Below are 24,005 nucleotides of genomic sequence, written 5' to 3'. Positions count from 1 at the left end.
CCGCCGAAAGGGTGCGGTCGCCACCCGACTCGGTCCGCAGAAGGGTGCGGTCGCCTCGCGGCTCGGTTCGTCGGGAGGCGGGGTTGCGTGGTGTGACTCGGTTCGTCGGGAGGCCGGGTTCCCTGGTGTGGCTCGGTTCGTCGGGAGGCCGGGTTGCCTGGTGTGGCTCGGTCCGTCGGGGGCGGGATTTGCCTGGTGTGGCTCGGTCCGTCGGGAGGCGTGGTCGCCCCTGGGACCAGGTTCGTCGGGAGGTGTGGTGGGCCCCCGGGCCGGGAGATTTCTGGCATGTGCCAATGGGGCGGCCCGATTCGGTCTTGTTCGGAGGACGTGACAACATGCCGTCATGTCCTCCGCACTGACCGATCTCTTCCCTCTTCCGATCGTGCAGGCCCCCATGGCAGGCGGGGTCTCCGTGCCGCCGCTCGCCGCCGCCGTGTCCGAGGCGGGCGGGCTGGGGTTCCTCGCCGCCGGGTACAAGACCGCCGACGGGATGTACCAGGAGATCAAGCAGATGCGGGGGCTGACCGGCCGGCCCTTCGGTGTGAACGTCTTCATGCCGCAGCCCGAACACGCCGAGTCGGGCGCGGTGGAGGTCTACGCGCATCAGCTGGCCGGTGAGGCCGCCTGGTACGAGACCGAGCTCGGTGACCCGGACAGCGGCCGGGACGACGGGTACGAGGCCAAGCTGGCCGTGCTGCTGGACGACCCGGTGGCCGCCGTCTCCTTCCACTTCGGCGTGCCGACGCGGGAGGTGCTGGATTCCCTGCGGCGGGCCGGGACGCTCACGCTGGTCACCGCCACCACCGCCGAGGAGGCCCGGGCCGCCGAGCGGGCCGGGGCGGACGCGGTGATCGCCCAGGGCGTGGAGGCCGGCGGACACCAGGGCACCCACCGGGACGTGCCGGAGAACGACGGGTCCGGGATCGGGCTGCTGTCGCTGGTCGCCCAGGTGCGCGAGACCGTGGGGATCCCGGTCGTCGCCGCGGGCGGCATCATGCGCGGCGGCCAGATCGCGGCCGTACTGGCCGCGGGGGCGAGCGCCGCGCAGCTGGGGACCGCCTTCCTCGCCACCCCGGAGTCCGGCGCCGCCGCCCCGCACAAGCAGGCACTCACCGACCCGCTGTTCACGCGGACCGCGCTGACCCGGGCGTTCTCCGGGCGGCCCGCCCGCGGCCTGGTCAACCGGTTCATGCGCGAGCACGGCCCGTACGCGCCCGCCGCCTACCCGGAGGTCCACCACCTCACCTCCCCGCTGCGCAAGGCCGCCGCCCGGGCCGGTGACGCGCAGGGCATGGCCCTGTGGGCCGGGCAGGGGCACCGGATGGCCCGCGAGCTGCCCGCCGGGCAGCTGGTGGAGACCCTCGCGGCGGAACTCGCCGCCGCGTCGACAGCGTTGTCGGCCAAGGCGGAGGGGGACCGGCGATGACCGCTCCCGTGTTCGTCGTCGAGCAGTTCCCGGCGGACGGCTCCGGGCAGTACGTCCTGGACGGGCCCGAGGGACGGCACGCGGTCTCCGTGAAGCGGCTCCAGCCCGGCGAGGAGGTCGTCCTCACCGACGGCGCCGGCCGCTACGCGGTCTGCGACGTGGTCGCCGCCGAGGGCAAGGACCGGCTGGTCGTCCACCTGACGTCGGTCTCCGAGGAACCGGCGCCCGCTCCCCGGATCACGGTCGTCCAGGCCCTGCCCAAGGGCGACCGCGGCGAGGTCGCCGTGGAGACCATGACCGAGGTCGGCGTCGACGTGATCGTGCCCTGGCAGGCCGCCCGCTGCATCACCCAGTGGAAGGGCGAGCGGGGGCTCAAGTCGCTCGCGAAGTGGCGGGGCACCGCCCGCGAGGCCGGCAAGCAGTCCCGCCGGGTGCGGTTCCCGCAGGTCGCGGACGCGGCGAGCACCAAGCAGGTTGCCGCACTTCTGGCCGGAGCCGACTTCGCCGCCGTCCTGCACTCCGACTTCGGGCACGGCAGCGCACCGCTCGCCGCGGCCGAACTGCCCGCCGACGGCGAGATCGTGCTGGTCGTCGGGCCCGAAGGGGGCCTCGCCCGGGACGAGGTGGCGCTGTTCGAGGAGGCGGGTGCGAGGACGTACACCCTGGGGCCTACCGTGATGCGCACGTCGACCGCCGGTACGGCGGCCACGGCCCTGCTCCTGGGCCGCACCGGCCGGTGGTCCTGAACCGACCGCACCGCACCCTGGGGGACACGCCGTGGAACTCGCCCAAGTCCGGCTCCTGGTCACCGACTTCGCCGCCTGCTACCGCTTCTACGCCGAGGTGCTCGGGCTGAAGCCGCAGTCCGGGGCGAGCGAGGGACCGTACGAGAAGTTCAGCCCGCACGCCGGGTCCGCGGGGATCGCCCTGCAGGACCGGGCGATGATGGCCGCGATACTGGGCGAGCTGGGGGACGCGGCGACCGGGCACCGTTCGCTGGTGGTGCTGCGCGTCGACGACCTCGACGGCTACTGCGAGCAGATCGCCGGGCGCGGGGCGGTCCTTCTGCACGGGCCGGCGGCGATGACGGATCGCATGCGGGTCGCCCACCTCAAGGACCCCGAGGGCAACCTGGTGGAACTCCAGGAGTGGCTGCTGCTGCGCACCTGAGAACCCGGCGGAAGAGGGAGGCACCGGCACGGGGGACTCTCCGAACACGTGAGTGGCCGTAAGCCCCCTACCGCCACCGGCGCGACGGTGGCAGGCTGCCCTCCATGGGGGCATTGAGGCGGGTTTGGGGCCGGCCGCGCGGGACCAGAGCGGCGGCCGTGGCAGGGCTCGTGGTGCTCGCCGTGGGCGGTGCGACGGCGTGTCAGCCGAGCGACCTGAACACCGCGACGGTCGCCTACACCACCGACCGGACCGCCACCGCCGAGCTGGAACGCCAGCACGTCGACGTCGACTGGCTCACCTGCACCGGCAACTACGGGGCGTCGGCGAAGAGCACGGGGACCGCGAAGAACACGAAGACGCCTTCGGCCACCGCGACCACCGTCGTCTCCGTCGACTGCCGGGGCCGGACCAAGGACGGCCGGGACATCACCGTCACCGGGCGGATCACCAAGGCCGTCAGCGGGGCCTGCGTGCGCGGCGAACTCGTCGCCGAGGTCGGCGGGAAGGAGTGGTTCCGGGTGAACGGACTGGGCGACTGCGACGCGACGCCCGGACCGACGTACAGCACCTACCGGCCGCCCACCTACGGACAGCAGCCCGGCCCCACCGTGACCGTCACGAAGACGATCTGGTGTCAGGGCGACCCCAAGTGCTGGCCGGTGCAGGGAAAGTGATCGAAATCGGCCACCGCCGACACGCCGCGGTGCATAGGCTGAGCGAGTGACTCAGGGTGCAGCGACAGGACCGCGGTCCTACCTCCGATTTCCGCATGTCCACGGCGATCTGGTCGCCTTCACCGCCGAGGACGACGTGTGGCTCGCGCCCCTGGACGGCGGCCGGGCCTGGCGGGTCAGCGCCGACAACGTCCCCGTGACGCTGCCGCGCGTCTCGCCCGACGGGACCACGGTCGCCTGGACCTCCACCCGCGACGGCGCCCCCGAGATCCACCTCGCCCCCGTCGACGGCGGCCCGTCCACCCGCCTGACGCACTGGGGGAGTTCGCGTACGCAGGTACGCGGCTGGACCGCCGACGGGCAGGTCCTCGCGATCTCCACCCACGGCCAGGCCAGCCTCCGGCGCAGCTGGGCGCACACCGTCCCGCTCGACGGCGGCCCCTCCACCGTCCTGCCGTACGGCCCGGTCGGCCATGTCGCCCTCGGCCCGCGCACCGTGCTGCTGTCCGCGCCGATGGGGCGGGAGGCGGCCTGGTGGAAGCGGTACCGGGGCGGTACGGCCGGCAAGCTGTGGATCGACCGGGACGACCGGGACGGCGAGGGCGCCGGCGACTTCGTCCGGCTGCACGCCGATCTGGACGGGAACCTGGAGTACCCGGTGTGGGCCGGCGACCGGATCGCCTTCCTCTCCGACCACGAGGGCACGGGCGCCCTGTACTCCTCCCTCGCCGACGGCTCCGACCTGCGCCGCCACACCCCCCTCGACGGTTTCTACGCCCGGCACGCGTCCGGCGACGGCACCCGCGTCGTCTACGCCTCCGCCGGTGAACTCTGGCTCCTGGACGACCTGGAGGGCGCCGAGCCGCGCCGCCTGGACATCCGGCTCGGCGGACAGCGGGTGGACCGGCAGCCGTACCCGGTCAACGCGGCCCGCTGGTTCTCGCACGCCTCGCCCGACCACACCGCGCGCGGCAGCGCCGTCCTGGTGCGCGGCGGCGTGCACTGGGTGACCCACCGGTCCGGCCCGGCGCGGGCGCTCGTCGCCGAGCCCGGGGTGCGGGCCCGGCTGCCCGTCACCTTCCGCGCGGACGCCGAGGAATGGGTGGTGTGGGTGACGGACGCCGAGGGCGACGACGCCCTGGAGTTCGCCCCCGCCACCGGGCTCGCGCCCGGTGCCACCGCGCGCCGGATCGCCGCCGGACAGCTCGGCCGGGTCCTGGACCTCGCCGTCGCCCCCGACGGCGGCCGGGTCGCCGTCGCCGCCCACGACGGGCGGCTGCTCCTCGTCGAACGCGAGACGGGCGAGGTCCGCGAGGTCGACCGCAGCGAGGACGGCGACGTCTCCGGACTCGCCTTCTCACCGGACTCCGGCTGGCTCGCCTGGTCCCACCCCGGCGCCGGCGGGCTCTGCCAGCTCCGCATCGCCCACACCACCGACCTCACCGTCACCGAGGCCACCCCGCTGCGGTTCCGGGACTACGACCCCGCCTTCACCCGCGACGGCAAACACCTCGCGTTCCTCTCCACCCGGTCCTTCGACCCGGTCTACGACGAGCACGTCTTCGACCTGGCGTTCGTGGTCGGCGACCGCCCGCACCTGATCACCCTGGCGGCCACCACCCCCTCGCCGTTCGGCCCGCAGCGGCACGGCCGCCCCTTCGAGACCCCCGACAAGGACGAGACCCCGGACGCCGAGGGCACCCCCGCCACCCGCATCGACCTGGAGGGCCTCGCCGACCGGATCGTGCCCTTCCCCGTCGAGGCCGGCCGCTACTCCACCCTCCGGGCCGCCAAGGACGGCGTGCTCTGGCTGCGTCACCCGGTCCGCGGCGTCCTCGGCGCCTCCCGCGCCCACCCCGAGGACCCGGCGCCCAAGACCGAACTGGAGCGTTACGACCTCGCCCAGCAGCGCATCGAGTACCTCGCCTCCGACGCCGACCACTTCGAGGTCAGCGGCGACGGCAAACGCGTGCTGCTGTGGGCCGACAGCAAGCTGAAGGTCGTACCCAGCGACCGGCGCGCCTCGGGCGACGAAGACAGCGACACCAACGTCACCGTCGACCTGTCCCGGGTCCGGCAGACCGTCGACCCGGCCGCCGAGTGGCGGCAGATGTTCGACGAGACCGGCCGCATCATGCGCGACCAGTTCTGGCGGCCCGACCTCGGCGGCGTCGACTGGGACGGCGTCCTCGACCGCTACCGCCCGCTCGTCGACCGCTGCGCCACCCACGACGACCTCGTCGACCTGCTCTGGGAGGTCCAGGGCGAACTCGGCACCTCGCACGCCTACGTCACCCCGCGCGGCGGCCACGGCGGCGGCGCCCGGCAGGGCCTGCTCGGCGCCGACATCTCCCGGCACGCCGACGGCAGCTGGCGCATCGACCGGATCCTGCCCGCCGAGACCTCCGACCCCGGCGCCCGCTCCCCGCTCGCCGCACCCGGCGCCGCGGTCCGCCCCGGCGACGCGATCGTGGCCGTCGCGGGACGCCCCGTCGACCCGGTGACCGGCCCTGGCCCCCTCCTCGTCGGCACCGCGGGCAAGGCCGTCGAACTGACCGTGTCCCCGGCGGGCGGCGGCGAGCCGCGCCACCCGGTGGTCGTCCCCATCGCCGACGAGGAACCCCTCCGCTACCACGCCTGGGTCGCCGACCGCCGCGCCCATGTGCACGCGGCGTCCGGCGGCCGGCTCGGCTACCTCCACGTCCCCGACATGCAGGCGCCCGGCTGGGCCCAGATCCACCGCGACCTGAACGTGGAGATGGCCCGCGAGGGCATCGTCGTCGACGTCCGCGAGAACCGCGGCGGCCACACCTCCCAGCTCGTCGTCGAGAAACTGGCCCGCCGCATCGTCGGCTGGGACCTGCCGCGCGGCATGCGCCCGTTCAGCTACCCGCGGGACGCACCCCGCGGCCCGGTGGTCGTCGTCGCCAACGAGTTCTCCGGCTCGGACGGCGACATCGTCAACGCGGCCATCAAGGCGCTCGGGATCGGCCCGGTCGTCGGCACCCGCACCTGGGGCGGCGTGATCGGCATCGACAGCCGCTACCGCCTCGTCGACGACACGCTCGTCACCCAGCCGAAGTACGCGTTCTGGCTGGAGGGTTACGGCTGGGGCGTCGAGAACCACGGCGTCGACCCCGACGTCGAGGTCGTACAGACCCCGCAGGACTGGGGGGCTGGCCGCGACCCCCAACTGGACGAGGCGGTACGGATAGCCCTGGAGACCCTGGAGACGACTCCCGCGAAGACTCCGCCGACGCTGCCGACCTGACGAGGGGCGCCGGGTCCCACCCAAGGCGCGCGGGGCCGCATGTGACATGCGGCTCCGCCGCGTGGGCGCGACCAGCCCCCACCGGACCCGCACCCGACGACGATACGATGCGGCCTGTAATCGATCACCCTTTGCGAGGAGACGCCCGAATGGCAGGGGAACCTCAAGAGGACTGCCTCTTCTGCAAGATCGTCGCGGGCCACGTCCCCGCGACGATCGTCCGGGAGACGGACACCACCGTCGCCTTCCGGGACATCAATCCCCAGGCCCCCACCCACGTCCTGGTGATCCCCAAGGTCCACTACAGGAACGCGGCCGAGCTCGCCGCAGGCGAACCCGCCGTGGCCGCCGACATACTGCGTGAGGCGCAGGCCGTCGCCGACGAGGACAAGCTGGAGAGCTACCGCCTCGTCTTCAACACCGGCAGCGGCGCAGGGCAGACCGTCTGGCACGCCCACGCGCACGTCATCGGCGGCCGTGGCCTGCAGTGGCCGCCCGGGTAACTCACCATGTCCGTACGTGAGCTGGTGGTCCTCGGCACCGCCAGCCAGGTCCCCACCCGGCACCGCAACCACAACGGCTACCTGCTGCGCTGGGACGGCGAGGGCATCCTCTTCGACCCCGGCGAGGGCACCCAGCGGCAGATGCTGCGGGCCGGGGTCGCCGCCCACGACCTGAACCGGATCTGCGTCACCCACTTCCACGGCGACCACTCCCTCGGCCTCGCCGGCGTCATCCAGCGCATCAACCTCGACCAGGTCCCGCACCCGGTCACCGCGCACTACCCGAGGTCCGGGCAGCGCTTCTTCGACCGGCTCCGGTACGCCACCGCCTACCGCGAGACCGTCGGCATCACCGAGGCCCCGGTCGACGCGGACGGCGACCTCGCGGCCACCCCCGCCTACACGCTGGAAGCCCGCAGGCTCTCCCACCCCGTCGAGTCGTACGGCTACCGGCTCACCGAGCCCGACGGCCGCCGCATGCTGCCCGAACGGCTCGCCGCGCACGGCATCACCGGCCCCGACGTCGGCCGGATCCAGCGCGAGGGCGTCCTCGGGGACGTCACGCTCGACGAGGTCAGCGAGGTGCGGCGCGGCCAGCGGTTCGCGTTCGTCATGGACACCCGCCTGTGCGACGGGGTGCACACGCTCGCCGAGGGCTGCGACCTGCTCGTCATCGAGTCGACCTTCCTCGACGAGGACGCCGGGCTCGCCGCGGACCACGGCCACCTGACGGCCGGACAGGCGGCGGCCGTCGCCCGCGACGCGGGCGTACGGCACCTCGTGCTGACCCACTTCAGCCAGCGCTACGCCGAACCCGAGAACCCCGAGAGCTTCGAACGGCAGGCACGGGCCGCCGGCTACGCGGGCGAGCTGACCGTCGCCCGCGACCTGCTCCGAGTGCCGGTCCCGAAGCGCAGGTGAAACGGCCGTACGATGCTCTGATGCCCCTCCCCAAAGCAGAACTGCATCTTCACATCGAAGGCACCCTGGAGCCCGACCTGGCGTTCCTCCTCGCCGCACGCAACGGCGTCGAGCTGCCCTACGCGGACACCGACGCGCTGCGCAAGGCCTACCAGTTCGAGGACCTGCAGTCCTTCCTGAACCTCTACTACGAGCTCATGGCCGTCCTGCGTACCGAGCAGGACTTCGCCGACCTCGCCGACGCCTACCTCGCACGGGCCGCCGCGCAGGGCGTGCGGCACGCCGAGATCTTCTTCGACCCGCAGGCGCACCTCGCGCGGGGCGTGGACATGGGGACGGTCGTCGAGGGCCTGTGGCGGGCGCTCGGCCGCAGCGCCGAGAACCACGGGGTCTCCACCCGCCTGATCATGTGCTTCCTGCGCGACGAGTCCGCCGAGTCGGCGCTGGCGACGCTGGAGGCGGCGAAGCCCTACCTGGACCGGATCACCGGTGTCGGGCTCGACTCCGCCGAGGTCGGGCACCCGCCGGTCAAGTTCCGCGAGGTGTACGAGGCGGCTGCCGCGCTGGGGCTGCGCCGGGTGGCGCACGCGGGTGAGGAGGGGCCGCCGGAGTACATCACCGAGGCCCTGGACGTGCTCGGCATCGAGCGCGTCGACCACGGGCTGCGCTGCATGGAGGACCCGCGGCTGGTGGAGCGGCTGGTGCGGGAGCGGATCCCGCTGACGCTGTGTCCGCTGTCGAACGTCCGGCTGCGCGCGGTCGACGTGCTCGCCGACCACCCGCTTCCGGCCATGATCGAGGCCGGGCTGCTGTGCACGGTCAACTCCGACGACCCGGCCTACTTCGGCGGCTACGTCGCCGACAACTACCACGCCGTGCGCGACGCCCTGGGCCTGTCCAGGGAGCAGATGCGGGAACTGGCCCGCAACTCCTTCCTCGCGTCGTTCCTGGAGGACGACGAGGAGCTGCGGGCGCGGTACCTCGCGGAGGTGGACGCGTTCGAGTTCGGCGAGGTTCACGGCTGAGCGGTTCGCTGGAAGCGCCGCTAGCTACATGCCGTCAGCCGTCAGCCGTCAGCCGTCAGCCGTCAGCCGTCAGCCGTCTGCCGTCTGCGGCGCCGTTGTGGCCGGTCGCGCGGTTCCCCGCGCCCCTTCGGGGCGCTGCCGAACCGCCGGGCCGGTCGCGACGGTGGTGGTCGTGCGTCGTAGTGCCACCGCCGTCAGCGGTACCGCGACCGCCAGCAGGCCTACCGCGAGGACCGTTCCCATCGCCGGGTACCCGGCCCGCGCCGCCAGCAGGCTGCCGGTCATCGGGCCGACGGCCGTGCCCAGCGACGACGCCGAGCCGACCAGCACCGCCCAGCGGCCCCGCGGGTCGAGGGCGGCGGCGAGCCCGATGACGTAGGACAGGACGACCGGGTAGAGCAGGTTCCAGGCGATCTCGCCGGCCGCGAAGGACGTGAGGTCGGTCGCGGACGCGCTGAGCGCGATGCAGCCCGCGATCAGCACGGTGCCGAGACCGATGGGCAGGGCCCGGCCGAGCCGCGGGCCGAGGGCGCCCGCGCCGACCGTGCCGAGCAGGCCGGTGCCGAGCGCGACCGCGAACACCGCGCCGACGGTCGCCTCGCCGAGATGCGCCTGGGTGAGGCCGATCCGGCCGCTGACCCCCCACAGCGAGTTCTGCGCGGCCGACCAGCACGGCATCGCGGCGGCCAGCAGCAGGCCCGAACGGAGGTGGGGGAGCCGGGAGCCGGTGGCCGTGCGGGGGAGGGCCGGGGCGGTACGGGGGGACAGGCGGGCGGTGAGCGGCCAGACCGCGAGCGCGGTGAGCGCGAGCGCGGCGAGGGGCTGCGCGTGGCCGGGGCCGAGGTGCGGGACCGTCAGGTAGACGGCGCCGGCGAGGGCGGAGACGCCGAGCAGGCCGAAGGTGGTGGTGCGGTGGGGGTCGCGCTGCGCGGCGATTCCGGTGGCGGCGACGGCGGTGACCGTGCCGGAGCCGAAGCCGCCGAGGACGGCGCCGGCGACGACCGCGGGGACGGCGGTGGTCAGGGCGGCGCCGCCGTAGCCGAGGACCGCGAGCAGGAGGCCGAGGCGGGCGAGGGTGCGGGGGCCGACGCGGTCGACCCGGGACGCGAGCAGGAAGCCGGCCGTCGCCGAACTCAGCAGCAGGGCACTGCCGACGGCGCCTGCCCGGGTGGGGGAGAGAGGGAGCCCCGACTCGAGCCGGCCGACGGTGGTCGGCAGGAGGTACGGGGCGAGGTACCCGGCCGTGAAGAGGGCGACGAGGGGCCAGGGGGTGGTGCGGGGGGCGGACACGGGCGTTCCCAGGGCATGCGAAAGGAGCGGCTCAAGAAGGGGGTTGGGCGCAGGCCGTCGAGGGACAGGAACGCGCGGGCAATTTGTATCAAGCGCGGGGGGCTCGAAGAAGTGCGGGGGGTGTGATGTGGGTCATGTTCGGTTTTCGGTGCGAGGCGGGGGGTAGGAGCGCCGCGCGCCGTGGGGGAGCGAAGCGTTCGCGGGTGCGGCTGGGCGGGGGTTGCCCGCGCAGTTCCCCGCGCCCCTACGGGGTGCCCCTTCAGGGGCGCGGGGAACTGCGCGACCGGCCCCCACCGGCCCGCGGCCGACGACGAACCGGTCCCCTCAGCGCCAGTTGACCGTGCCGCCCGTCGTCGCCGATTCGATCCGTGTGCGGATCTCCCGCATCACCGCGAGGATCTCCGCCTCGTGCTCCGGTGTCAGGCGTGCCACCGGTACCGAGCAGCTGATCGCGTCCTGGGCCGGGGTGTCGTAGCGCAGGGCGAAGCCGTAGCCGGTGATGCCGAGGACGCTCTCCTCGCGGTCGACCGAGTAGCCGCGGGTGCGCACCTGGGCGAGGTCGGCGGCCAGTTCGTCCCTCGTGGTGCGGGTGTTGGGGGTCAGGGCCTCGTACGGGCCCTCGGCGAGCTCGCCGTCCGGGCGCGCGGCCAGCAGTGCCTTGCCGAGGGCGCCCGCGTGGGCCGGGAGGCGGCGGCCCACCCTGCTGATCGTGCGCAGGTACTCGTGGGACTCCCGGGTCGCCAGGTACGCGACGTCCGGGCCGTCCAGGCGGGCCAGGTGGATCGTCTCGCCCAGTGCCTCGGAGGCCTCGTCCAGGTAGGGGCGGACGAGGCGGACGCGCGGGTCGGAGTCCAGGTAGCTGGTGCCGGTCAGCAGGGTGCGGATGCCGATGCCGTAGAGGGAGCCGGTGGTGTCGGAGCGCACCCAGCCCCTGGTGACCAGCGTCTGGAGCAGGGCGTACATCGAGCTGCGCGGGACGCCGAGGCCGTCGGCCAGTTCCTGGAGGCGGGCCGGGCGGTCGCCGCGGGCGGCGAGGAGCTCCAGCAGCTCCACGGTGCGCGCCGCGGACTTCACCTCGCGGACCCCTGCTGTCTCGGACATGAGCAGATCGTATGGGGGTGGGCGAGGCGGACGCCGTTGACGGGGGTGCGTTCGCATATCTAGTCTCAGTCTTCATACGTGGATGACGTCTATATGGGGAGACAGAGCGATGGGTGCGGTGGCCGGACGGCCGGAGCGGGTGGCGCGCAGGCTGCGGGACGGGATGGCGGGCGGGGTGCTGTCGTTCCCGCTCACCTCGTTCCGGGCCGACGGGTCCCTGGACGTGGACGGGTTCCGGGCGTACGTCGCGGGGCAGCTGGCCGCCGGGCCCGGCGCCCTCTTCCCGGCCTGCGGGACCGGGGAGTTCTTCTCGCTGGACGAGGAGGAGTACCGGCAGGTCGTGGAGGTCGCGGTCGAGGAGGCCGGCGGACGGGTGCCGGTGGTCGCGGGGGTGGGGTACGGCTGGGCGCAGGCCGTCCGGTTCGCGCGCATCGCGGAGGAGGCCGGGGCCGACGCCCTGCTCGTGCTGCCGCACTACCTCGTCGCCGCCCCGCAGGACGGACTCGTCGCGCAGGTCGAGGCGATCGCGGGCCGGACCGGGCTGCCGCTCGTCGTCTACCAGCGCGGCCAGGTCACGTACACGGCCGGCTCGGTGGCGCGGATCGCCCGTATCCCCGGCGTCATCGGCCTCAAGGACGGGCACAGCGACCTCGACCGGCTCCAGCGGCTCACCCTCGCCGCCCCCGACGGCTTCCTCTTCTTCAACGGCGCCGCCACCGCCGAGATCCAGGCCCGCGCCTACGCGACGGTCGGCGTCCCGGCCTACTCCTCCGCCGTGCATGCCTTCGCCCCCGAGATCGCCGACGCGTTCTTCGCCGCCCTCCGCGACGGCGACCAGGGCACCGTCGACAAGCTGCTGCGCGGCTTCTACGTGCCGTTCGTCGAACTGCGCGACCGGGTGCCCGGCTACGCGGTGTCGCTGGTGAAGGCGGCGGCCCGGCTGCGCGGCCGGCCGGTGGGACCCGTGCGGGCCCCGCTCACCGACCCCACCGCCGCGGACCTCGCCGACCTCCGGGCCCTGCTCGACACCGGCCTCGACCTCGTGGGAGCGTCCCGGTGAACCCGCGGCAGGTCCCGGACCTGAACGGGCTGTTCGCCGTCGCCGTCGCCGTCGCCGTGGCCGCGGACGGGGGCCCCGGGCAGGTCGGCGTCGGGGGACCGCGCCGATAGCGGCCTTCGTCCGGGCCTTCGTCCGGGCGGTCGTCCGGGCGGTCGTCCGGGCGGTCGTACGGCGAGAGCCGCCGCCCGCCCTGCGAGATGGTGCAGACTGGCCGGATCGGCACCACGTCAGGGAGCACACCGTGACCGCGTCCAACGCGTTCGCCGGAGAGGAACCGGAGTACCTCGACGACGACAGGGGAGCAACGACACCGCACTGTGCCGCGCAGGTCGACCCGCTGGTCGGCCTGCGCGCACCGGACGATCCGCCCTGGGACGTCTACCTCACCGGCACCGTCTTCCTCGACATCATCTTCACCGGCCTCGACTCCGCGCCGGTGCGCGGGACCGAGTCCTGGGCCCGGGGCATGGGATCCAGCCCCGGCGGCATCGCCAACATGGCCACCGCCCTGGCCCGTCTGGGCCTGAAGACCTCCCTCGCGGCGGCCTTCGGCGACGACCACTACGGCGAGTACTGCTGGGACGCCCTCGAACAGGGCGAGGGCATCGACCTCTCCCCCTCCAGGAGCGTGCGCGGCTGGCACTCCCCGGTCACCGTCTCCATGGCGTACGAGGGCGAGCGGACCATGGTCTCGCACGGCCACGAGCCGCCCGCCGACCTGCTGTTCCGCCAGCAGAACGCACCCGGCCACCCCGCCCGTGCGCGCGCCGCGGTCGCCTCCCTCACGCCCGGCAAGCGCAACCCCTGGATCGCCCGCGCCGCCGCGGAGGGCACCCGGATCTTCGGCGACGTCGGCTGGGACGACACCGGTGAGTGGGACCTGGCCGCCCTCGCCGACCTCGAACACTGCGAGGCGTTCCTGCCGAACGCGCAGGAGGCGATGCGGTACACCCGCGCGGACTGCCCGCGCGCCGCGGCCCACGCCCTCACCGAGCACGTTCCGATCGCCGTCGTCACCCTGGGCGGCGAGGGGGCCTACGCCGTCGACCGGCGCACCGGCGAGTCCGCGGAGGTCCCGGCGATCGCGGTCGAGGCGCTCGATCCGACCGGCGCCGGGGACGTCTTCGTCGCGGGCTTCGTCACCGGCACGCTCGCCGACTGGCCGCTCGCCGACCGCCTCGCCTTCGCGGGCCTCACCGCGGCGCTCTCCGTGCAGGAGTTCGGCGGCTCGCTGTCCGCTCCTGGCTGGTCGGAGATCGGCGCCTGGTGGCGCAAGGTCCAGTCCGTGGCGGGCCAGGACCCGGCAGCGCTGCGCCGGTACGCGTTCCTGGAGGGCCTGGTACCCGAGGAGGACCAGGTACGGCCCTGGCCCCTACGGCGGGCGGTACCCACGATCGGGTTCGGCCGCGCGGGGTAGAGGGCGCCGGGGGCTGGGACGCTCACCGGCGCTGGCCGGGTGCCCCCGCGCCCACCCGTGCCGCCCTGCGGCACGCCTGCCCGCAGCTGGGTAGCCACGTCAGCTGCAGCGCCCCGTCAGGGGCGCGGGGAACTGCGCGGTCAGCCCCCACGGGCCCGCGGCCGACGGTGGGCCCTTACTCGCCGAGCACCGCGGTGACCTGCCGGCGCGCCAGTGACCGGCCCGTATCCGACAGTCCCGACAGTGGGCCGGCGAACAGTTCGTCCACGCCGCCCCCGCCGGCCCCCGCGCTCCCGCTGCTCACCACGTACCCCTCCCGTACCGCGACCCGCAGTACACCCTCCGTGTCCAGCGCCGCGGCGGCGATCGTCGGCACCTCCCCGCCCGCCGGGTCGGCGACCTTCGCGTACGCCCCCTTCACCGGCTCCCGCCAGCGCAGCGACAGCAGTACCGGCGACTTGGCCTGCACCTCGGCCAGGTCCACCTGTTCCACCCCGTCCGCCGTGAGCACGTCGGCCCACGCGTCCAGCACGATCGCCGCCGGCAGCAGGTCCCGCAGGCTCGACCCGGCGATGTTCCCGCCGACCGTCGCCGCCCGGCGCACCGCCCCCGTGCCGACGCCCTTCGCCGCCTGCCGCAGCACCTCCGGAACCCTCTCGTCCACCTGACCCAGCAGCACCGCGCCGCCCAGCACCCCGTTCCCCACCGCCGTCGCCTCCGGTACCTTCCGGAGGGACACCGCCTGTTCCGGGAAGCCGTCCCGTTGCCACGCGGCCCATATCAGGGTCGCTCCGCCGACGGGTATCGCCCCCTCGGCCAGACAGTCCCGGGCCTCGGACACCGACGTGGGCAGACGCAGCAGCACGGCTACCTGCTTTCTGTGCGGACAGGTGGCCGGAGCGAGCGGACGCGGCCCCCCGACCACGTGATGGCAGTGACGGCCCGATCCTGCCCCGGCGTGCGGGAGCGCATGCAGGGCTCACGGCTGCAGCGGGGGCGCCTTCCGCTGGGAAAAGGCCTACGGCGTTGTCGGCCCCGCGTCGTACGCTTGATACCGCGAGGCCGCCCTCAGCTACGCGGCCGTGACGAGGAGGAACCGCAGGCCTTAAGCGCCGGCCCATGACTCAGACACCGACAGCTCACACCCCCGCGCAGCAGCAGGCCCGAGCTCAGTTCGAGGTTCCCGCCCAGCACCCCATGGTCACCGTGCTGGGATCCGGCGACTCCCTGCTGCGCGTGATCGAGAAGGCCTTCCCGGCGGCCGACATCCACGTCCGGGGCAATGAGATCAGCGCGGTCGGCGATGCGCGTGAAGTCGCCCTCATACAGCGCCTGTTCGACGAGATGATGCTGGTGCTCCGCACCGGGCAGCCGATGACGGAGGACGCAGTGGAACGCTCGATCGCCATGCTGCGGGCGAGTGAGAACGGGGAGGGCCCGGAGGAGACCCCGGCCCAGGTTCTGACACAGAACATCCTGTCCTCGCGCGGTCGCACCATCCGCCCCAAGACCCTCAACCAGAAGCGGTACGTCGACGCGATCGACAAGCACACGATCGTCTTCGGCATCGGGCCCGCGGGCACCGGCAAGACCTACCTGGCCATGGCCAAGGCGGTGCAGGCCCTGCAGTCCAAGCAGGTCAACCGCATCATCCTGACCCGGCCGGCGGTCGAGGCGGGCGAGCGGCTCGGCTTCCTGCCGGGCACGCTCTACGAGAAGATCGACCCGTACCTGCGCCCGCTGTACGACGCGCTGCACGACATGCTCGACCCCGACTCGATCCCGCGCCTGATGGCGGCCGGGACGATCGAGGTCGCGCCGCTCGCCTACATGCGCGGCCGTACCCTCAACGACGCCTTCATCATCCTCGACGAGGCCCAGAACACCTCGCCCGAGCAGATGAAGATGTTCCTCACCCGGCTCGGCTTCGAGTCGAAGATCGTGATCACCGGTGACGTGACGCAGGTCGACCTGCCCAACGGCACCAAGTCCGGTCTGCGCCAGGTGCAGGACATCCTGGACGGCCTGGACGACGTGCACTTCTCCCGGCTGACGTCCCACGATGTCGTACGGCACAAGCTGGTGGGCCGTATCGTCGACGCGTACGAGAAGTACGACAGCACGCACGGCACGGAGAACGGCACGCACAAGGGCGGTCGCTCGAAGTCCGCGCACAAGGGGAAGTAGACAAGCACCGCGCCATGTCGATCGACGTCAACAACGAGTCCGGAACCGAGGTCGACGAGCAGGCGATCCTCGACATCGCCCGCTACGCGCTCACACGGATGCGCATCCACCCGCTCTCCGAGCTCTCGGTGATCGTCGTGGACGCCGACGCCATGGAGCAGCTGCACATCCAGTGGATGGACCTGCCGGGTCCGACGGATGTCATGTCGTTCCCGATGGACGAGCTCCGGCCGCCGTCGAAGGACGAGGAGGAGCCGCCGCAGGGGCTGCTCGGCGACATCGTGCTCTGCCCGGAGGTCGCCGCCAAGCAGGGTGCCGAGGCCGAGACGCAGCACTCCATGGACGAGGAGCTCCAGCTGCTCACCGTCCACGGCGTGCTGCACCTGCTCGGCTACGACCACGAGGAGCCCGACGAGAAGGCCGAGATGTTCGGCCTGCAGGCGGCCATCGTGGACGGCTGGCGTGCGGAGCAGGGCCTCACCGGGCCCTCGCCGGCGCCGACGGTCTCCTAGTCGGGCGGGTCGTCGTCGTATGAGTCCGCAGATCGTCCTCGGCGCGGTCGTGCTGGTCGTCGTCGGCTGGCTGGCCGCCTGCGCCGAGGCCGGTATCGCCCGCGTCTCCAGCTTCCGGGCCGAGGAGGCGGTGAAGTCCGGGCGGCGCGGCAGCGCCAAGCTCGCCCAGGTCGCCGCCGACCCCACCCGCTACCTCAACGTGGCGCTGCTGGTCCGCGTCGCCTGCGAGATGGCAGCCGCCGCGCTGGTCACCTACGCCTGCCTCCAGGAGATCCCCGCCACCTGGCAGGCGCTGCTCGCCGCGATCGGCGTGATGGTGCTCGTGTCGTACGTCGCCGTCGGCGTCTCCCCGCGCACCATCGGCCGCCAGCACCCGCTGAACACGGCGACGGCCGCCGCCTACGTGCTGCTGCCGCTGGCCCGCATCATGGGCCCGATCCCGTATCTCCTCATCCTCATCGGCAACGCGCTCACCCCCGGCAAGGGCTTCAGACGCGGCCCGTTCGCCTCCGAGGCCGAACTGCGGGCGCTGGTCGACCTCGCCGAGAAGGAGTCGCTGATCGAGGACGAGGAGCGCCGGATGGTGCACTCGGTCTTCGAGCTGAGCGACACCCTGGTGCGGGAGGTCATGGTCCCGCGCACCGACCTGGTCGTCATCGAGCGCTACAAGACGATCCGCCAGGCCCTCACCCTCGCGCTGCGCTCCGGCTTCTCGCGGATCCCGGTCACCGGGGAGAGCGAGGACGACATCGTCGGGATCGTGTACCTGAAGGACCTGGTCCGCAAGACGCACATCAGCCGGGACGCCGAGTCCGACCTGGTCTCCACCGCGATGCGGCCCGCGTTCTTCGTGCCCGACACCAAGAACGCCGGCGACCTGCTGCGCGAGATGCAGAAGGAACGCAACCACGTCGCCGTCGTCATCGACGAGTACGGCGGCACGGCCGGGATCGTCACCATCGAGGACATCCTGGAGGAGATCGTCGGCGAGATCACCGACGAGTACGACCGTGAACTCCCGCCCGTCACCGACCTGGGCGACGACCGCTACCGGGTCACCGCCCGCCTCGACATCACCGATCTCGGCGAGCTGTACGGCCTGGAGGAGTACGACGACGAGGACGTGGAGACCGTCGGCGGGCTGCTCGCGAAGGCCCTCGGCAGGGTGCCGATCGCCGGTGCCGCCGCCCAGGTCGAACTCCCCGACGGCCGCAGGCTGGCCCTCACCGCGGAGTCGGCCGCCGGCCGCCGCAACAAGATCGTGACGGTGCTGGTCGAGCCGGTGCCGGTACCCGACACCTCGGAGGACGACCCCGAGTGACCCCGGACCAGCTCCGCGCCTTCTGCCTCTCCTTCAACGCGGCCGAGGAGGACTTCCCCTTCAACCCGGACATCTCCGTCTTCAAGGTGCTCGGCAAGATGTTCGCGCTGAGCTGGATCGACGCCGAGCCCCTCAAGGTCAACCTCAAGTGCGACCCCGACGACGCGGTACGGCTGCGCGACGAGCACGAGGGGCTGATCGCGCCGGGCTACCACATGAACAAACGGCACTGGAACACCGTGACCGTGGACGGCGCCCTCCCCGAGCGGCTCGTCCGGGAGCTGATCGAGGACTCCTACGACCTCGTCGTCGCGGGCCTGCCGAGGGCGGAACGGCTGCGGCTGGACCGGCCGTAGCCGGCCACCGAGGCGAGGGAAGGCCGTGCGCCTGACCACCTGTCCTGGCCGGACGTCGTGGCCGCGCCACAGGGGCCGCCGTTCACCCAGACCCCGCCCGCGCGGTACCGGGCCGCGGGGCAGTCCGACTCCCGGCCGGCCCGGGGCCGTGCTCGACGTGCGCGGGCGGGTGCTGCACACGGCCGTCCGGAGTCAGATCGTCCAGACTCTCGACTGACTCCGTCCGGGAGGGAAGGGGAGGAGAGCGGGGCCGGTCCGGGTTGTTCGTATGCTCGGGGCATGACCGACAGCAACGCGCTTGGCGCCGAGGACCGCAAGATCGTCACCCTGGCCCGCTCGGCCCGGGCCCGCAACGGGGTGCCCGAGGGGGCGGCCGTACGGGACTCGACGGGCCGTACGTATGTGGCGGGGACCGTGGAGCTGGCCTCGCTGAAGCTGAGCGCGCTGCGAACGGCGGTGGCGATGGCGGTGGCGTCGGGGGCGGAGTCGCTGGAGGCGGCGGCGGTGGTTTCGGGGGCGGAGGGGGTTTCGGCGGAGGACCTGGCCGCGGTGCGGGATCTTGGGGGGCCGGGGACGCCGGTGCTGCTCGCGGGGGCGGACGGGGAGGTTCGGCTCACTGTCCCCGCCTGACCTTTTCCCACCCACCCACCCGACTCGCTCCGCCGAGAAGCGAGGTCTTCTCTGACTCCGTCGGGGGAGGGGCGGGGCTTGTTTGACCGGGGTGGCCGGGGTGCGTGGGTGACTGCGGGCGCGCGGGGGCTGGTCGCGCAGTTCCCCGCGCCCCCAAAAAAGCAGGGCGCTGCGCTGAGCGCCCCTTCAGGGGCGCGGGGAACTGCGCGAGCAACCACGCCGCCGCCGCACCCGCCCACACACGTCGCCCACCCCCTCCGCACAGTCGGCCAAATTTCAACCTTGTCGGTGTGTGTCTCTCGCGTATCAATGGGACCGTAAGTTCCGACGGACCGTCAGATTCGGCCCCGCGGTGTGTCCGCACCCACCCGGCCCGGGGTCGCCATTCCCACATGGCATTCCCACGTAACGGGAAGGGAGACCGAACCCCATGAAACGAATCGCCACCGGTGCGGCACTCGCGGCGGGGGCCCTCGCCGCAACGGCGCTGGCCTTTGCGCCCACGGCCGCCGCCGTGACCCCCACCACCGCCACCGTCACCGCCAGCTGCGGCATCTTCGGCGGCGGCGCGGCCACGCTCACCGCGACCCAGAGCGGCACGAGCGCCACCCTCACGCTCACCTCCAGCGCGATCACCACCCCGCTCGCCCTGTCGGCGAACTCCATCGCCTCCACGCTCACCATGGCCAACTCCACCGGCAGCAACGTCGTCTTCAGCGGCACCGTGAACCCGGCCATGGCGGCCGGCTCCGCGGTCACCGTCGGCCCGCTCCCCGGCACCGTGGCCTCCGGCGACAGCCTCGACTTCTACGGCGGCTCGCTGAAGATGGTCATCTTCGGCATCACCGTCACCTGTACGTCCAGCGCGGCCCAGTCCCCCGGGCCGTTCGTCTTCTGAGCCCGCTGACTGGTTCGTTCCGGATGCCGCAGAAGCTGATGAACCGTCAGGTTTCTGCGGCATCTCCATTGACTTCTCACGCGGCCTCCACATCAATGGCCCCCTGTCGGCGCAGAGGAGCCGCTGCGCCCGCAACCCTCAGGAGGGGGCCAAGATGGGTTCACCCCCAGGATCACGAAGATCCCTTCGGTGGCGCTGGATCTCGCTGTTCGGGGCGACCGCGCTCGCGGTCGCGGCGGGCGGTGCGCTGGCCTGTCCGGCCGGTGCCGCCGGGACGAACGTCGACTTCGCCACGCACTGCATCCCGCCCGCCGTCGCGGGCCTCCCGCCGATCGACGGCACCACCACCGCCAACATCTCGGTGGACAACACCGCCCCGAAGGTCGGCGACACGGTCACCGTGACCTACACCGTGGTCACGCCCGCCGCCAACAACCCCACCGCGCTCGCCCTGCCGGCCGACATCATGACGCCGACCGGGAAGGTGACGCTGGGCGGCGCGCAGACCGGAGACGTGACGGTGACCGGGCCGAAGAAGAACGATCCGGTGCCGGGATACGGGACCTTCCCGTCGTTCTCCATGACGGGGACGTTCACCGTCACCTCGCCGGGCGCCATCACGCTGTCGCCCAGCGACTACAACATCCACACCAGCTACATCCTGGAGCTGGACACCCCGTGCACGGTCACCAACCCGCCCGCCCCGGTGTCGGAGACCGTCACGGCCACCTCGACCACCCCGGTCAACACCCGCGCCATCAGCCTGGACAAGGCCTCCGGCAACCCCGGTGACAGCGTGACCGTCACCGGGAAGAACTTCACGCCCGGGGCCACCGTGACGCTGGCCGGGCGGTCCGGCAGCAGCCAGACCGCCGACACGGCCACGACGACCGCGGGCTCCGACGGTTCCTTCAACGCACCCGTCGTCGTCAACGACAAGACGACGACCGGGATCGTGGCGTACGAGGGAAGCGCGTGGAGCGACGACCTGGGGGCCGGACCGGCCGCCTACACCGTCAACGACACCACTCCGGTGCCGCCCGGCAGCCAGAAGCTGACCACCACCGTCAAGGCGGGGACCCTGTCCATGTCCCAGGCCGGGGACTCCGTCGCGCTGTCGGCGGTCGACTTCGGGCAGGGCGGGGCGTCCACGGGCAGCCTGCAGACCGTCACCGTCAAGGACTTCCGCGGCGGGCCGGCCGGCTGGTCGCTCACCGGCAAGGTCACCGACTTCACCGGTCCCGGCGCCAAGATCGACGCCGGGAAGCTGAGCTGGACGCCGGCCTGTGCGACCAAGGCGGGCAGCCCCAGCACCTGTGCGGCCGGTACGGCGGGCACCGTCGGCAGCTCCGGGGCGACCCTCGCCTCCACGCCGGACGGCACGCTCACCGGCGGTGAGTTCACGGTCGACGCCGGACTCTCCCTGGACGTGCCGGCGTTCACGCCTCCGGGGTCGTACTCCGGAGTCCTGACCCTGACCCTCACCTGAGCCAACTCCCCTGTGGCGACCGGGCTTCCGAGTGACCGAGGGCCCGGTCGCCACCCGACCCGCTTCCGACCGGGGGTCCGCACCCATGCGTCGCGTCAAGCCGTATGTCCTCCTCCTGAGCCTGATCCTCGGCGTCCTGTGCACGGCGGGTCCCGCGCGCGCCGCCGACAACGGAAGCTGGTCCGTCTACCCGGTCGCCTCGAAGATCGCGGCGCGGCCGTACTTCTATCTCTCCCTCGACCCCGGGCAGACGATCACCGACAAGGTGGCCGTCGCCAACAAGACCGGCAAGCCGCTGACCTTCCGGCTGTACGCGGCGGACGCCTACAACACCGCGCGGGACGGCGGCTTCGCCGTCCGGACGGTGCGGGAGCGGATGCGGGGGGTGGGGGCCTGGGCCGAGCTCGCGAAGGCGCGGGTCACCGTCCCGCCGCACCGGACGGTCACCGTTCCGTTCACGCTGCGGGTGCCCAAGGGCGCCGAACCCGGTGACCATCCCGGGGCGATCGTCGCGCTGGACGAGCAGGTCGATCCCGGGTCCGGGTCCCTGGCGCTCGGCGTGCAGCGGGCCGTCGGCGCCCGCGTCTACCTGCGAGTGAGCGGGCCGACGCTCCCGGCCCTCGCCGTCGAGAACGTGCACGTCAGCCACCACCAGCCGCTCGTGCCCGGCCTCGGCACCAGCACGGCGACGGTCTCCTACACCCTGCACAACACCGGGAACGTGACGCTCGACCCGAAGGTGCGGCTGCGGGCGGCGGGCCTGTTCGGCCGTACGCTGCTCAGCCGCGACCTCACCGGGCTCCCCTCCGAACTGCTGCCGGGGGAGCGGGTCAAGCTCACCGCCCGCTGGCGGGACGCGCCCCAGCTCGACTGGGGGAAGGTGACGCTGACGGCCAGCGCGACCGGTACCAGGGAGTCGGCGAGCGCGTCGTTCCTCGCGCTGCCGTGGCTGGTGCTGGTGGTGGTGTTCGCCGCCGGGGCGGCGGGCGGCGCGCTGTTCGCCCGGACCCGCCGCAGGGGCCGGCGGCCGTTCGCCGGGTGGTTCAGAGGGCGTCGGGACCGCGTTCGCCCGTCCGCACCCGTACGACCGTCTCCACCGGCAGCGCCCACACCTTCCCGTCCCCGATCTTCCCCGTCTGCGCGGCCTTGACGATCGCGTCGATCGCGGGCTCGGCGTCGGCGTCCTCGACGACGACCTCGATCCGGACCTTGGGGACCAGGTCGACGCGGTACTCGGCGCCCCGGTAGACCTCGGTGTGGCCGTGCTGCCTGCCGTAGCCGCTGGCCTCGGTCACGGTCAGGCCGTGCACGCCGAGCTCCTGGAGCGCGGTCTTCACCGCGTCGAGGCGGTAGGGCTTGACGATCGCGGTGATGAGCTTCATGCCTGGGAGTTGACCTTCTTGGCGGTGGGGACGACGGAGTGGGCGACCGGGGCGCCGTGGCCCAGGACCCCGTGATCGTAGGCGGTCTCGGCGTGCACCGTAAGGTCCAGGCCGGTGTGCTCCTGGTCCTCGGCCGCCCGGAAGCCCATCGTCTTGTCGAGCAGCTTGCCGATGCCGTACGTCACGGCGAACGCGTACGCGGCGACGGCCACGACCGCCACCGCCTGCCTGCCGAGCTGGGCGAGCCCGCCGCCGTAGAAGAGGCCCTCGGTGGAGCCGGTCATGGCCTTCTCGGCGAACAGGCCGATCAGCAGGGTACCGATGATCCCGCCGACCAGGTGGACGCCGACGACGTCCAGCGAGTCGTCGTAGTCCAGCTTGAACTTCCAGCTCACGGCGTACGAGCAGACCACGCCCGCGGCGAGGCCGACGACGAGGGCGCCGAGCAGGGAGACCGAGCCGCAGGACGGGGTGACGGCGACCAGGCCGGCGACGGCGCCGGAGGCCGCGCCCAGGGTGGTGGGGTGGCCGTCGCGCTTCTGCTCGACGAAGAGCCAGCCCAGCAGGCCGGTGCAGCCGGCCGCGAGGGTGTTCAGGAAGACGGCGGCGGCCAGGCCGTTGGCGCCGAGCGCGCTGCCCGCGTTGAAGCCGAACCAGCCGAACCAGAGCAGGCCGGCGCCCAGGACCACCATCGGGAGGTTGTGCGGTCGCATGGCGTCCTTCTTGAAGCCGAGCCGCGGGCCGAGGACCAGGCACAGGGCGAGGCCGGAGGCGCCGGAGGTGATCTCGACGGGCAGGCCGCCGGCGAAGTCGAGGGCGCCGAGGCGGTGCGCGATCCAGCCACCCGGGCCCCACACCCAGTGGGCGACGGGAACGTATACGAGCAGCGCCCAGACGGGGACGAACACCAGCCAGGCCCCGAATTTCGCCCGGTCCGCGACGGCCCCGCTGATCAGCGCGGCCGTGACGATCGCGAAGGTGAGCTGGAAGGTGGCGAAGAGCAGGGTGGGGACGGTGCCCTGGACGCTGTCCGGGCCGAGGCCGCTCATGCCCGCGTGGGCGAGGTCGCCGAGGAGCCCGGCCCCCAGGTCGTCCCCGAAGGCGAGCGAGTAGCCGCCCGCCAGCCACACCACCGTCACCAGGGCGATCGACACGAAGCTCATCATCAGCATGTTGAGGACGCTCTTCGTGCGGACCATGCCGCCGTAGAACAGGGCGAGACCGGGGGTCATCAGCAGGACCAGGGCGGTCGCGGCCAGCAGCCAGGCGGTGTCACCGGTGTCGGCGTGCGCGGCGGACAGGAACACGGGCGTCTCCAACGTCGGTCGGGGCTCGTCAGAGGGTCACCGGTCCCCGTTTCCGGTTGCGT

General features: G+C 73.0%; 23 protein-coding genes. 18 read left to right on the top strand and 5 right to left on the bottom strand.

Annotation, left to right across the window (positions count from 1 at the left end):
- Positions 1 to 343 precede the first annotated feature (343 nt).
- From AB0D74_RS09125 to AB0D74_RS09090, 8 genes are all read left to right on the top strand, one after another.
- Complete coding sequence (locus AB0D74_RS09125) at positions 344 to 1,426, top strand: nitronate monooxygenase (RefSeq protein ID WP_362582158.1); 1,083 nt, start codon at positions 344 to 346, stop codon at positions 1,424 to 1,426.
- Positions 1,423 to 2,172 (top strand): 16S rRNA (uracil(1498)-N(3))-methyltransferase, encoded by a 750-nt coding sequence (locus AB0D74_RS09120; RefSeq protein WP_362582156.1) that lies wholly within the window; start codon positions 1,423 to 1,425, stop codon positions 2,170 to 2,172. Before AB0D74_RS09125 ends, AB0D74_RS09120 begins: the two co-directional genes overlap by 4 nt.
- Before the next feature lie 31 nt (positions 2,173 to 2,203).
- Entirely contained in the window at positions 2,204 to 2,596 is a 393-nt protein-coding gene (locus AB0D74_RS09115; RefSeq protein ID WP_362582154.1) for a VOC family protein, read from the top strand.
- A gap of 104 nt (positions 2,597 to 2,700) precedes the next feature.
- Positions 2,701 to 3,273, top strand: coding sequence for a hypothetical protein (locus AB0D74_RS09110; protein ID WP_362582152.1), 573 nt, complete (start codon positions 2,701 to 2,703; stop codon positions 3,271 to 3,273).
- A gap of 46 nt (positions 3,274 to 3,319) precedes the next feature.
- The gene (locus AB0D74_RS09105; protein ID WP_362582151.1) at positions 3,320 to 6,544 is read left to right on the top strand and encodes a S41 family peptidase; all 3,225 of its coding nucleotides are present in this window, start codon (positions 3,320 to 3,322) and stop codon (positions 6,542 to 6,544) included.
- A 149-nt stretch (positions 6,545 to 6,693) separates the two neighbouring features.
- Entirely contained in the window at positions 6,694 to 7,047 is a 354-nt protein-coding gene (locus AB0D74_RS09100; RefSeq protein WP_362582148.1) for a histidine triad nucleotide-binding protein, read from the top strand.
- Between the two features lie 6 nt (positions 7,048 to 7,053).
- On the top strand, positions 7,054 to 7,968 hold the full coding sequence (locus AB0D74_RS09095; RefSeq protein WP_362582145.1) for a ribonuclease Z: 915 nt from the start codon (positions 7,054 to 7,056) through the stop codon (positions 7,966 to 7,968).
- 20 nt (positions 7,969 to 7,988) lie between these two features.
- Positions 7,989 to 8,993 carry an adenosine deaminase gene (locus AB0D74_RS09090; RefSeq protein ID WP_362582142.1) on the top strand — a complete coding sequence of 335 codons (1,005 nt, stop codon included), beginning with the start codon at positions 7,989 to 7,991 and terminating at the stop codon, positions 8,991 to 8,993.
- Between the two features lie 69 nt (positions 8,994 to 9,062).
- On the opposite strand, the gene AB0D74_RS09085 is transcribed toward AB0D74_RS09090, so the two are convergent.
- Both AB0D74_RS09085 and AB0D74_RS09080 read right to left on the bottom strand, forming a co-directional pair.
- The gene (locus AB0D74_RS09085) at positions 9,063 to 10,283 is read right to left on the bottom strand and encodes an MFS transporter (protein ID WP_362582139.1); all 1,221 of its coding nucleotides are present in this window, start codon (positions 10,281 to 10,283) and stop codon (positions 9,063 to 9,065) included.
- A 324-nt stretch (positions 10,284 to 10,607) separates the two neighbouring features.
- Complete coding sequence (locus AB0D74_RS09080) at positions 10,608 to 11,384, bottom strand: IclR family transcriptional regulator (protein ID WP_362582135.1); 777 nt, start codon at positions 11,382 to 11,384, stop codon at positions 10,608 to 10,610.
- A gap of 109 nt (positions 11,385 to 11,493) precedes the next feature.
- On the opposite strand from AB0D74_RS09080, the gene AB0D74_RS09075 reads away from it, so the two are divergent.
- Together AB0D74_RS09075 and AB0D74_RS09070 are read left to right on the top strand one after the other, a co-directional pair.
- Entirely contained in the window at positions 11,494 to 12,444 is a 951-nt protein-coding gene (locus AB0D74_RS09075) for a 5-dehydro-4-deoxyglucarate dehydratase (RefSeq protein WP_362582133.1), read from the top strand.
- A gap of 337 nt (positions 12,445 to 12,781) precedes the next feature.
- Positions 12,782 to 13,861: a PfkB family carbohydrate kinase gene (locus tag AB0D74_RS09070; RefSeq protein ID WP_362583041.1), complete on the top strand. Its 1,080-nt coding sequence runs from the start codon at positions 12,782 to 12,784 to the stop codon at positions 13,859 to 13,861.
- Positions 13,862 to 14,036: 175 nt separating this feature from the next.
- Here the strand turns inward: AB0D74_RS09070 and AB0D74_RS09065 are convergent, their stop codons facing one another.
- On the bottom strand, positions 14,037 to 14,726 hold the full coding sequence (locus tag AB0D74_RS09065) for an FAD binding domain-containing protein (protein WP_362582130.1): 690 nt from the start codon (positions 14,724 to 14,726) through the stop codon (positions 14,037 to 14,039).
- Positions 14,727 to 14,980: 254 nt separating this feature from the next.
- Here AB0D74_RS09065 and AB0D74_RS09060 point away from each other — a divergent pair, with 254 nt between their 5' ends.
- The 8 genes from AB0D74_RS09060 to AB0D74_RS09025 all read left to right on the top strand — a co-directional run bounded on the left by AB0D74_RS09060 (position 14,981) and on the right by AB0D74_RS09025 (position 22,404).
- Positions 14,981 to 16,048 carry a PhoH family protein gene (locus AB0D74_RS09060; protein WP_362582127.1) on the top strand — a complete coding sequence of 356 codons (1,068 nt, stop codon included), beginning with the start codon at positions 14,981 to 14,983 and terminating at the stop codon, positions 16,046 to 16,048.
- A 14-nt stretch (positions 16,049 to 16,062) separates the two neighbouring features.
- Positions 16,063 to 16,560 (top strand): rRNA maturation RNase YbeY, encoded by a 498-nt coding sequence (ybeY, locus tag AB0D74_RS09055; RefSeq protein ID WP_362582123.1) that lies wholly within the window; start codon positions 16,063 to 16,065, stop codon positions 16,558 to 16,560.
- 19 nt (positions 16,561 to 16,579) lie between these two features.
- Positions 16,580 to 17,881, top strand: a complete 1,302-nt coding sequence (locus AB0D74_RS09050) for a hemolysin family protein (protein ID WP_362582120.1) — start codon at positions 16,580 to 16,582, stop codon at positions 17,879 to 17,881.
- Entirely contained in the window at positions 17,878 to 18,237 is a 360-nt protein-coding gene (locus AB0D74_RS09045) for an MmcQ/YjbR family DNA-binding protein (RefSeq protein WP_362582117.1), read from the top strand. The genes AB0D74_RS09050 and AB0D74_RS09045 overlap by 4 nt, the downstream gene beginning before the upstream one ends.
- Before the next feature lie 279 nt (positions 18,238 to 18,516).
- Positions 18,517 to 18,867, top strand: coding sequence for a cytidine deaminase (locus AB0D74_RS09040; RefSeq protein ID WP_351490560.1), 351 nt, complete (start codon positions 18,517 to 18,519; stop codon positions 18,865 to 18,867).
- Positions 18,868 to 19,297: 430 nt separating this feature from the next.
- Entirely contained in the window at positions 19,298 to 19,765 is a 468-nt protein-coding gene (locus tag AB0D74_RS09035; RefSeq protein WP_362582115.1) for a hypothetical protein, read from the top strand.
- Between the two features lie 154 nt (positions 19,766 to 19,919).
- The gene (locus AB0D74_RS09030) at positions 19,920 to 21,254 is read left to right on the top strand and encodes a beta-xylosidase (RefSeq protein WP_362582112.1); all 1,335 of its coding nucleotides are present in this window, start codon (positions 19,920 to 19,922) and stop codon (positions 21,252 to 21,254) included.
- Positions 21,255 to 21,339: 85 nt separating this feature from the next.
- A complete protein-coding gene (locus AB0D74_RS09025) occupies positions 21,340 to 22,404 on the top strand; it encodes a DUF916 domain-containing protein (RefSeq protein ID WP_362582109.1) in 1,065 nt (354 codons plus the stop codon).
- Here the strand turns inward: AB0D74_RS09025 and AB0D74_RS09020 are convergent.
- Both AB0D74_RS09020 and AB0D74_RS09015 read right to left on the bottom strand, forming a co-directional pair.
- Positions 22,298 to 22,636: a P-II family nitrogen regulator gene (locus tag AB0D74_RS09020; RefSeq protein ID WP_362582106.1), complete on the bottom strand. Its 339-nt coding sequence runs from the start codon at positions 22,634 to 22,636 to the stop codon at positions 22,298 to 22,300. The genes AB0D74_RS09025 and AB0D74_RS09020 overlap by 107 nt on opposite strands.
- Positions 22,633 to 23,943, bottom strand: coding sequence for an ammonium transporter (locus tag AB0D74_RS09015; protein WP_362582103.1), 1,311 nt, complete (start codon positions 23,941 to 23,943; stop codon positions 22,633 to 22,635). The genes AB0D74_RS09020 and AB0D74_RS09015 overlap by 4 nt, the downstream gene beginning before the upstream one ends.
- Positions 23,944 to 24,005: the final 62 nt, after the last annotated feature.

Origin of the sequence: Streptomyces sp. NPDC048278 (genome assembly GCF_040652195.1) — a bacterium.
Taxonomy (GTDB): domain Bacteria; phylum Actinomycetota; class Actinomycetes; order Streptomycetales; family Streptomycetaceae; genus Streptomyces.
The sequence above is the reverse complement of the archived record's forward strand: the minus strand, read 5'-3'. Positions and strand labels throughout refer to the sequence as shown.

Bases quoted from the DNA above. Each gene is read 5' to 3' on its own strand.
- AB0D74_RS09125 (WP_362582158.1), top strand. From the start codon at position 344: ATGTCCTCCGCACTGACCGATCTCTTCCCTCTTCCGATCGTGCAGGCC.
- AB0D74_RS09020 (WP_362582106.1), bottom strand. From the start codon at position 22,636: ATGAAGCTCATCACCGCGATCGTCAAGCCCTACCGCCTCGACGCGGTG.
- AB0D74_RS09075 (WP_362582133.1), top strand. From the start codon at position 11,494: ATGGGTGCGGTGGCCGGACGGCCGGAGCGGGTGGCGCGCAGGCTGCGG.
- AB0D74_RS09080 (WP_362582135.1), bottom strand. From the start codon at position 11,384: ATGTCCGAGACAGCAGGGGTCCGCGAGGTGAAGTCCGCGGCGCGCACC.
- AB0D74_RS09060 (WP_362582127.1), top strand. From the start codon at position 14,981: ATGACTCAGACACCGACAGCTCACACCCCCGCGCAGCAGCAGGCCCGA.
- AB0D74_RS09100 (WP_362582148.1), top strand. From the start codon at position 6,694: ATGGCAGGGGAACCTCAAGAGGACTGCCTCTTCTGCAAGATCGTCGCG.
- AB0D74_RS09030 (WP_362582112.1), top strand. From the start codon at position 19,920: ATGGGTTCACCCCCAGGATCACGAAGATCCCTTCGGTGGCGCTGGATC.
- AB0D74_RS09050 (WP_362582120.1), top strand. From the start codon at position 16,580: ATGAGTCCGCAGATCGTCCTCGGCGCGGTCGTGCTGGTCGTCGTCGGC.
- AB0D74_RS09120 (WP_362582156.1), top strand. From the start codon at position 1,423: ATGACCGCTCCCGTGTTCGTCGTCGAGCAGTTCCCGGCGGACGGCTCC.
- AB0D74_RS09095 (WP_362582145.1), top strand. From the start codon at position 7,054: ATGTCCGTACGTGAGCTGGTGGTCCTCGGCACCGCCAGCCAGGTCCCC.
- AB0D74_RS09025 (WP_362582109.1), top strand. From the start codon at position 21,340: ATGCGTCGCGTCAAGCCGTATGTCCTCCTCCTGAGCCTGATCCTCGGC.
- ybeY (WP_362582123.1), top strand. From the start codon at position 16,063: ATGTCGATCGACGTCAACAACGAGTCCGGAACCGAGGTCGACGAGCAG.
- AB0D74_RS09090 (WP_362582142.1), top strand. From the start codon at position 7,989: ATGCCCCTCCCCAAAGCAGAACTGCATCTTCACATCGAAGGCACCCTG.
- AB0D74_RS09040 (WP_351490560.1), top strand. From the start codon at position 18,517: ATGACCGACAGCAACGCGCTTGGCGCCGAGGACCGCAAGATCGTCACC.
- AB0D74_RS09110 (WP_362582152.1), top strand. From the start codon at position 2,701: ATGGGGGCATTGAGGCGGGTTTGGGGCCGGCCGCGCGGGACCAGAGCG.
- AB0D74_RS09035 (WP_362582115.1), top strand. From the start codon at position 19,298: ATGAAACGAATCGCCACCGGTGCGGCACTCGCGGCGGGGGCCCTCGCC.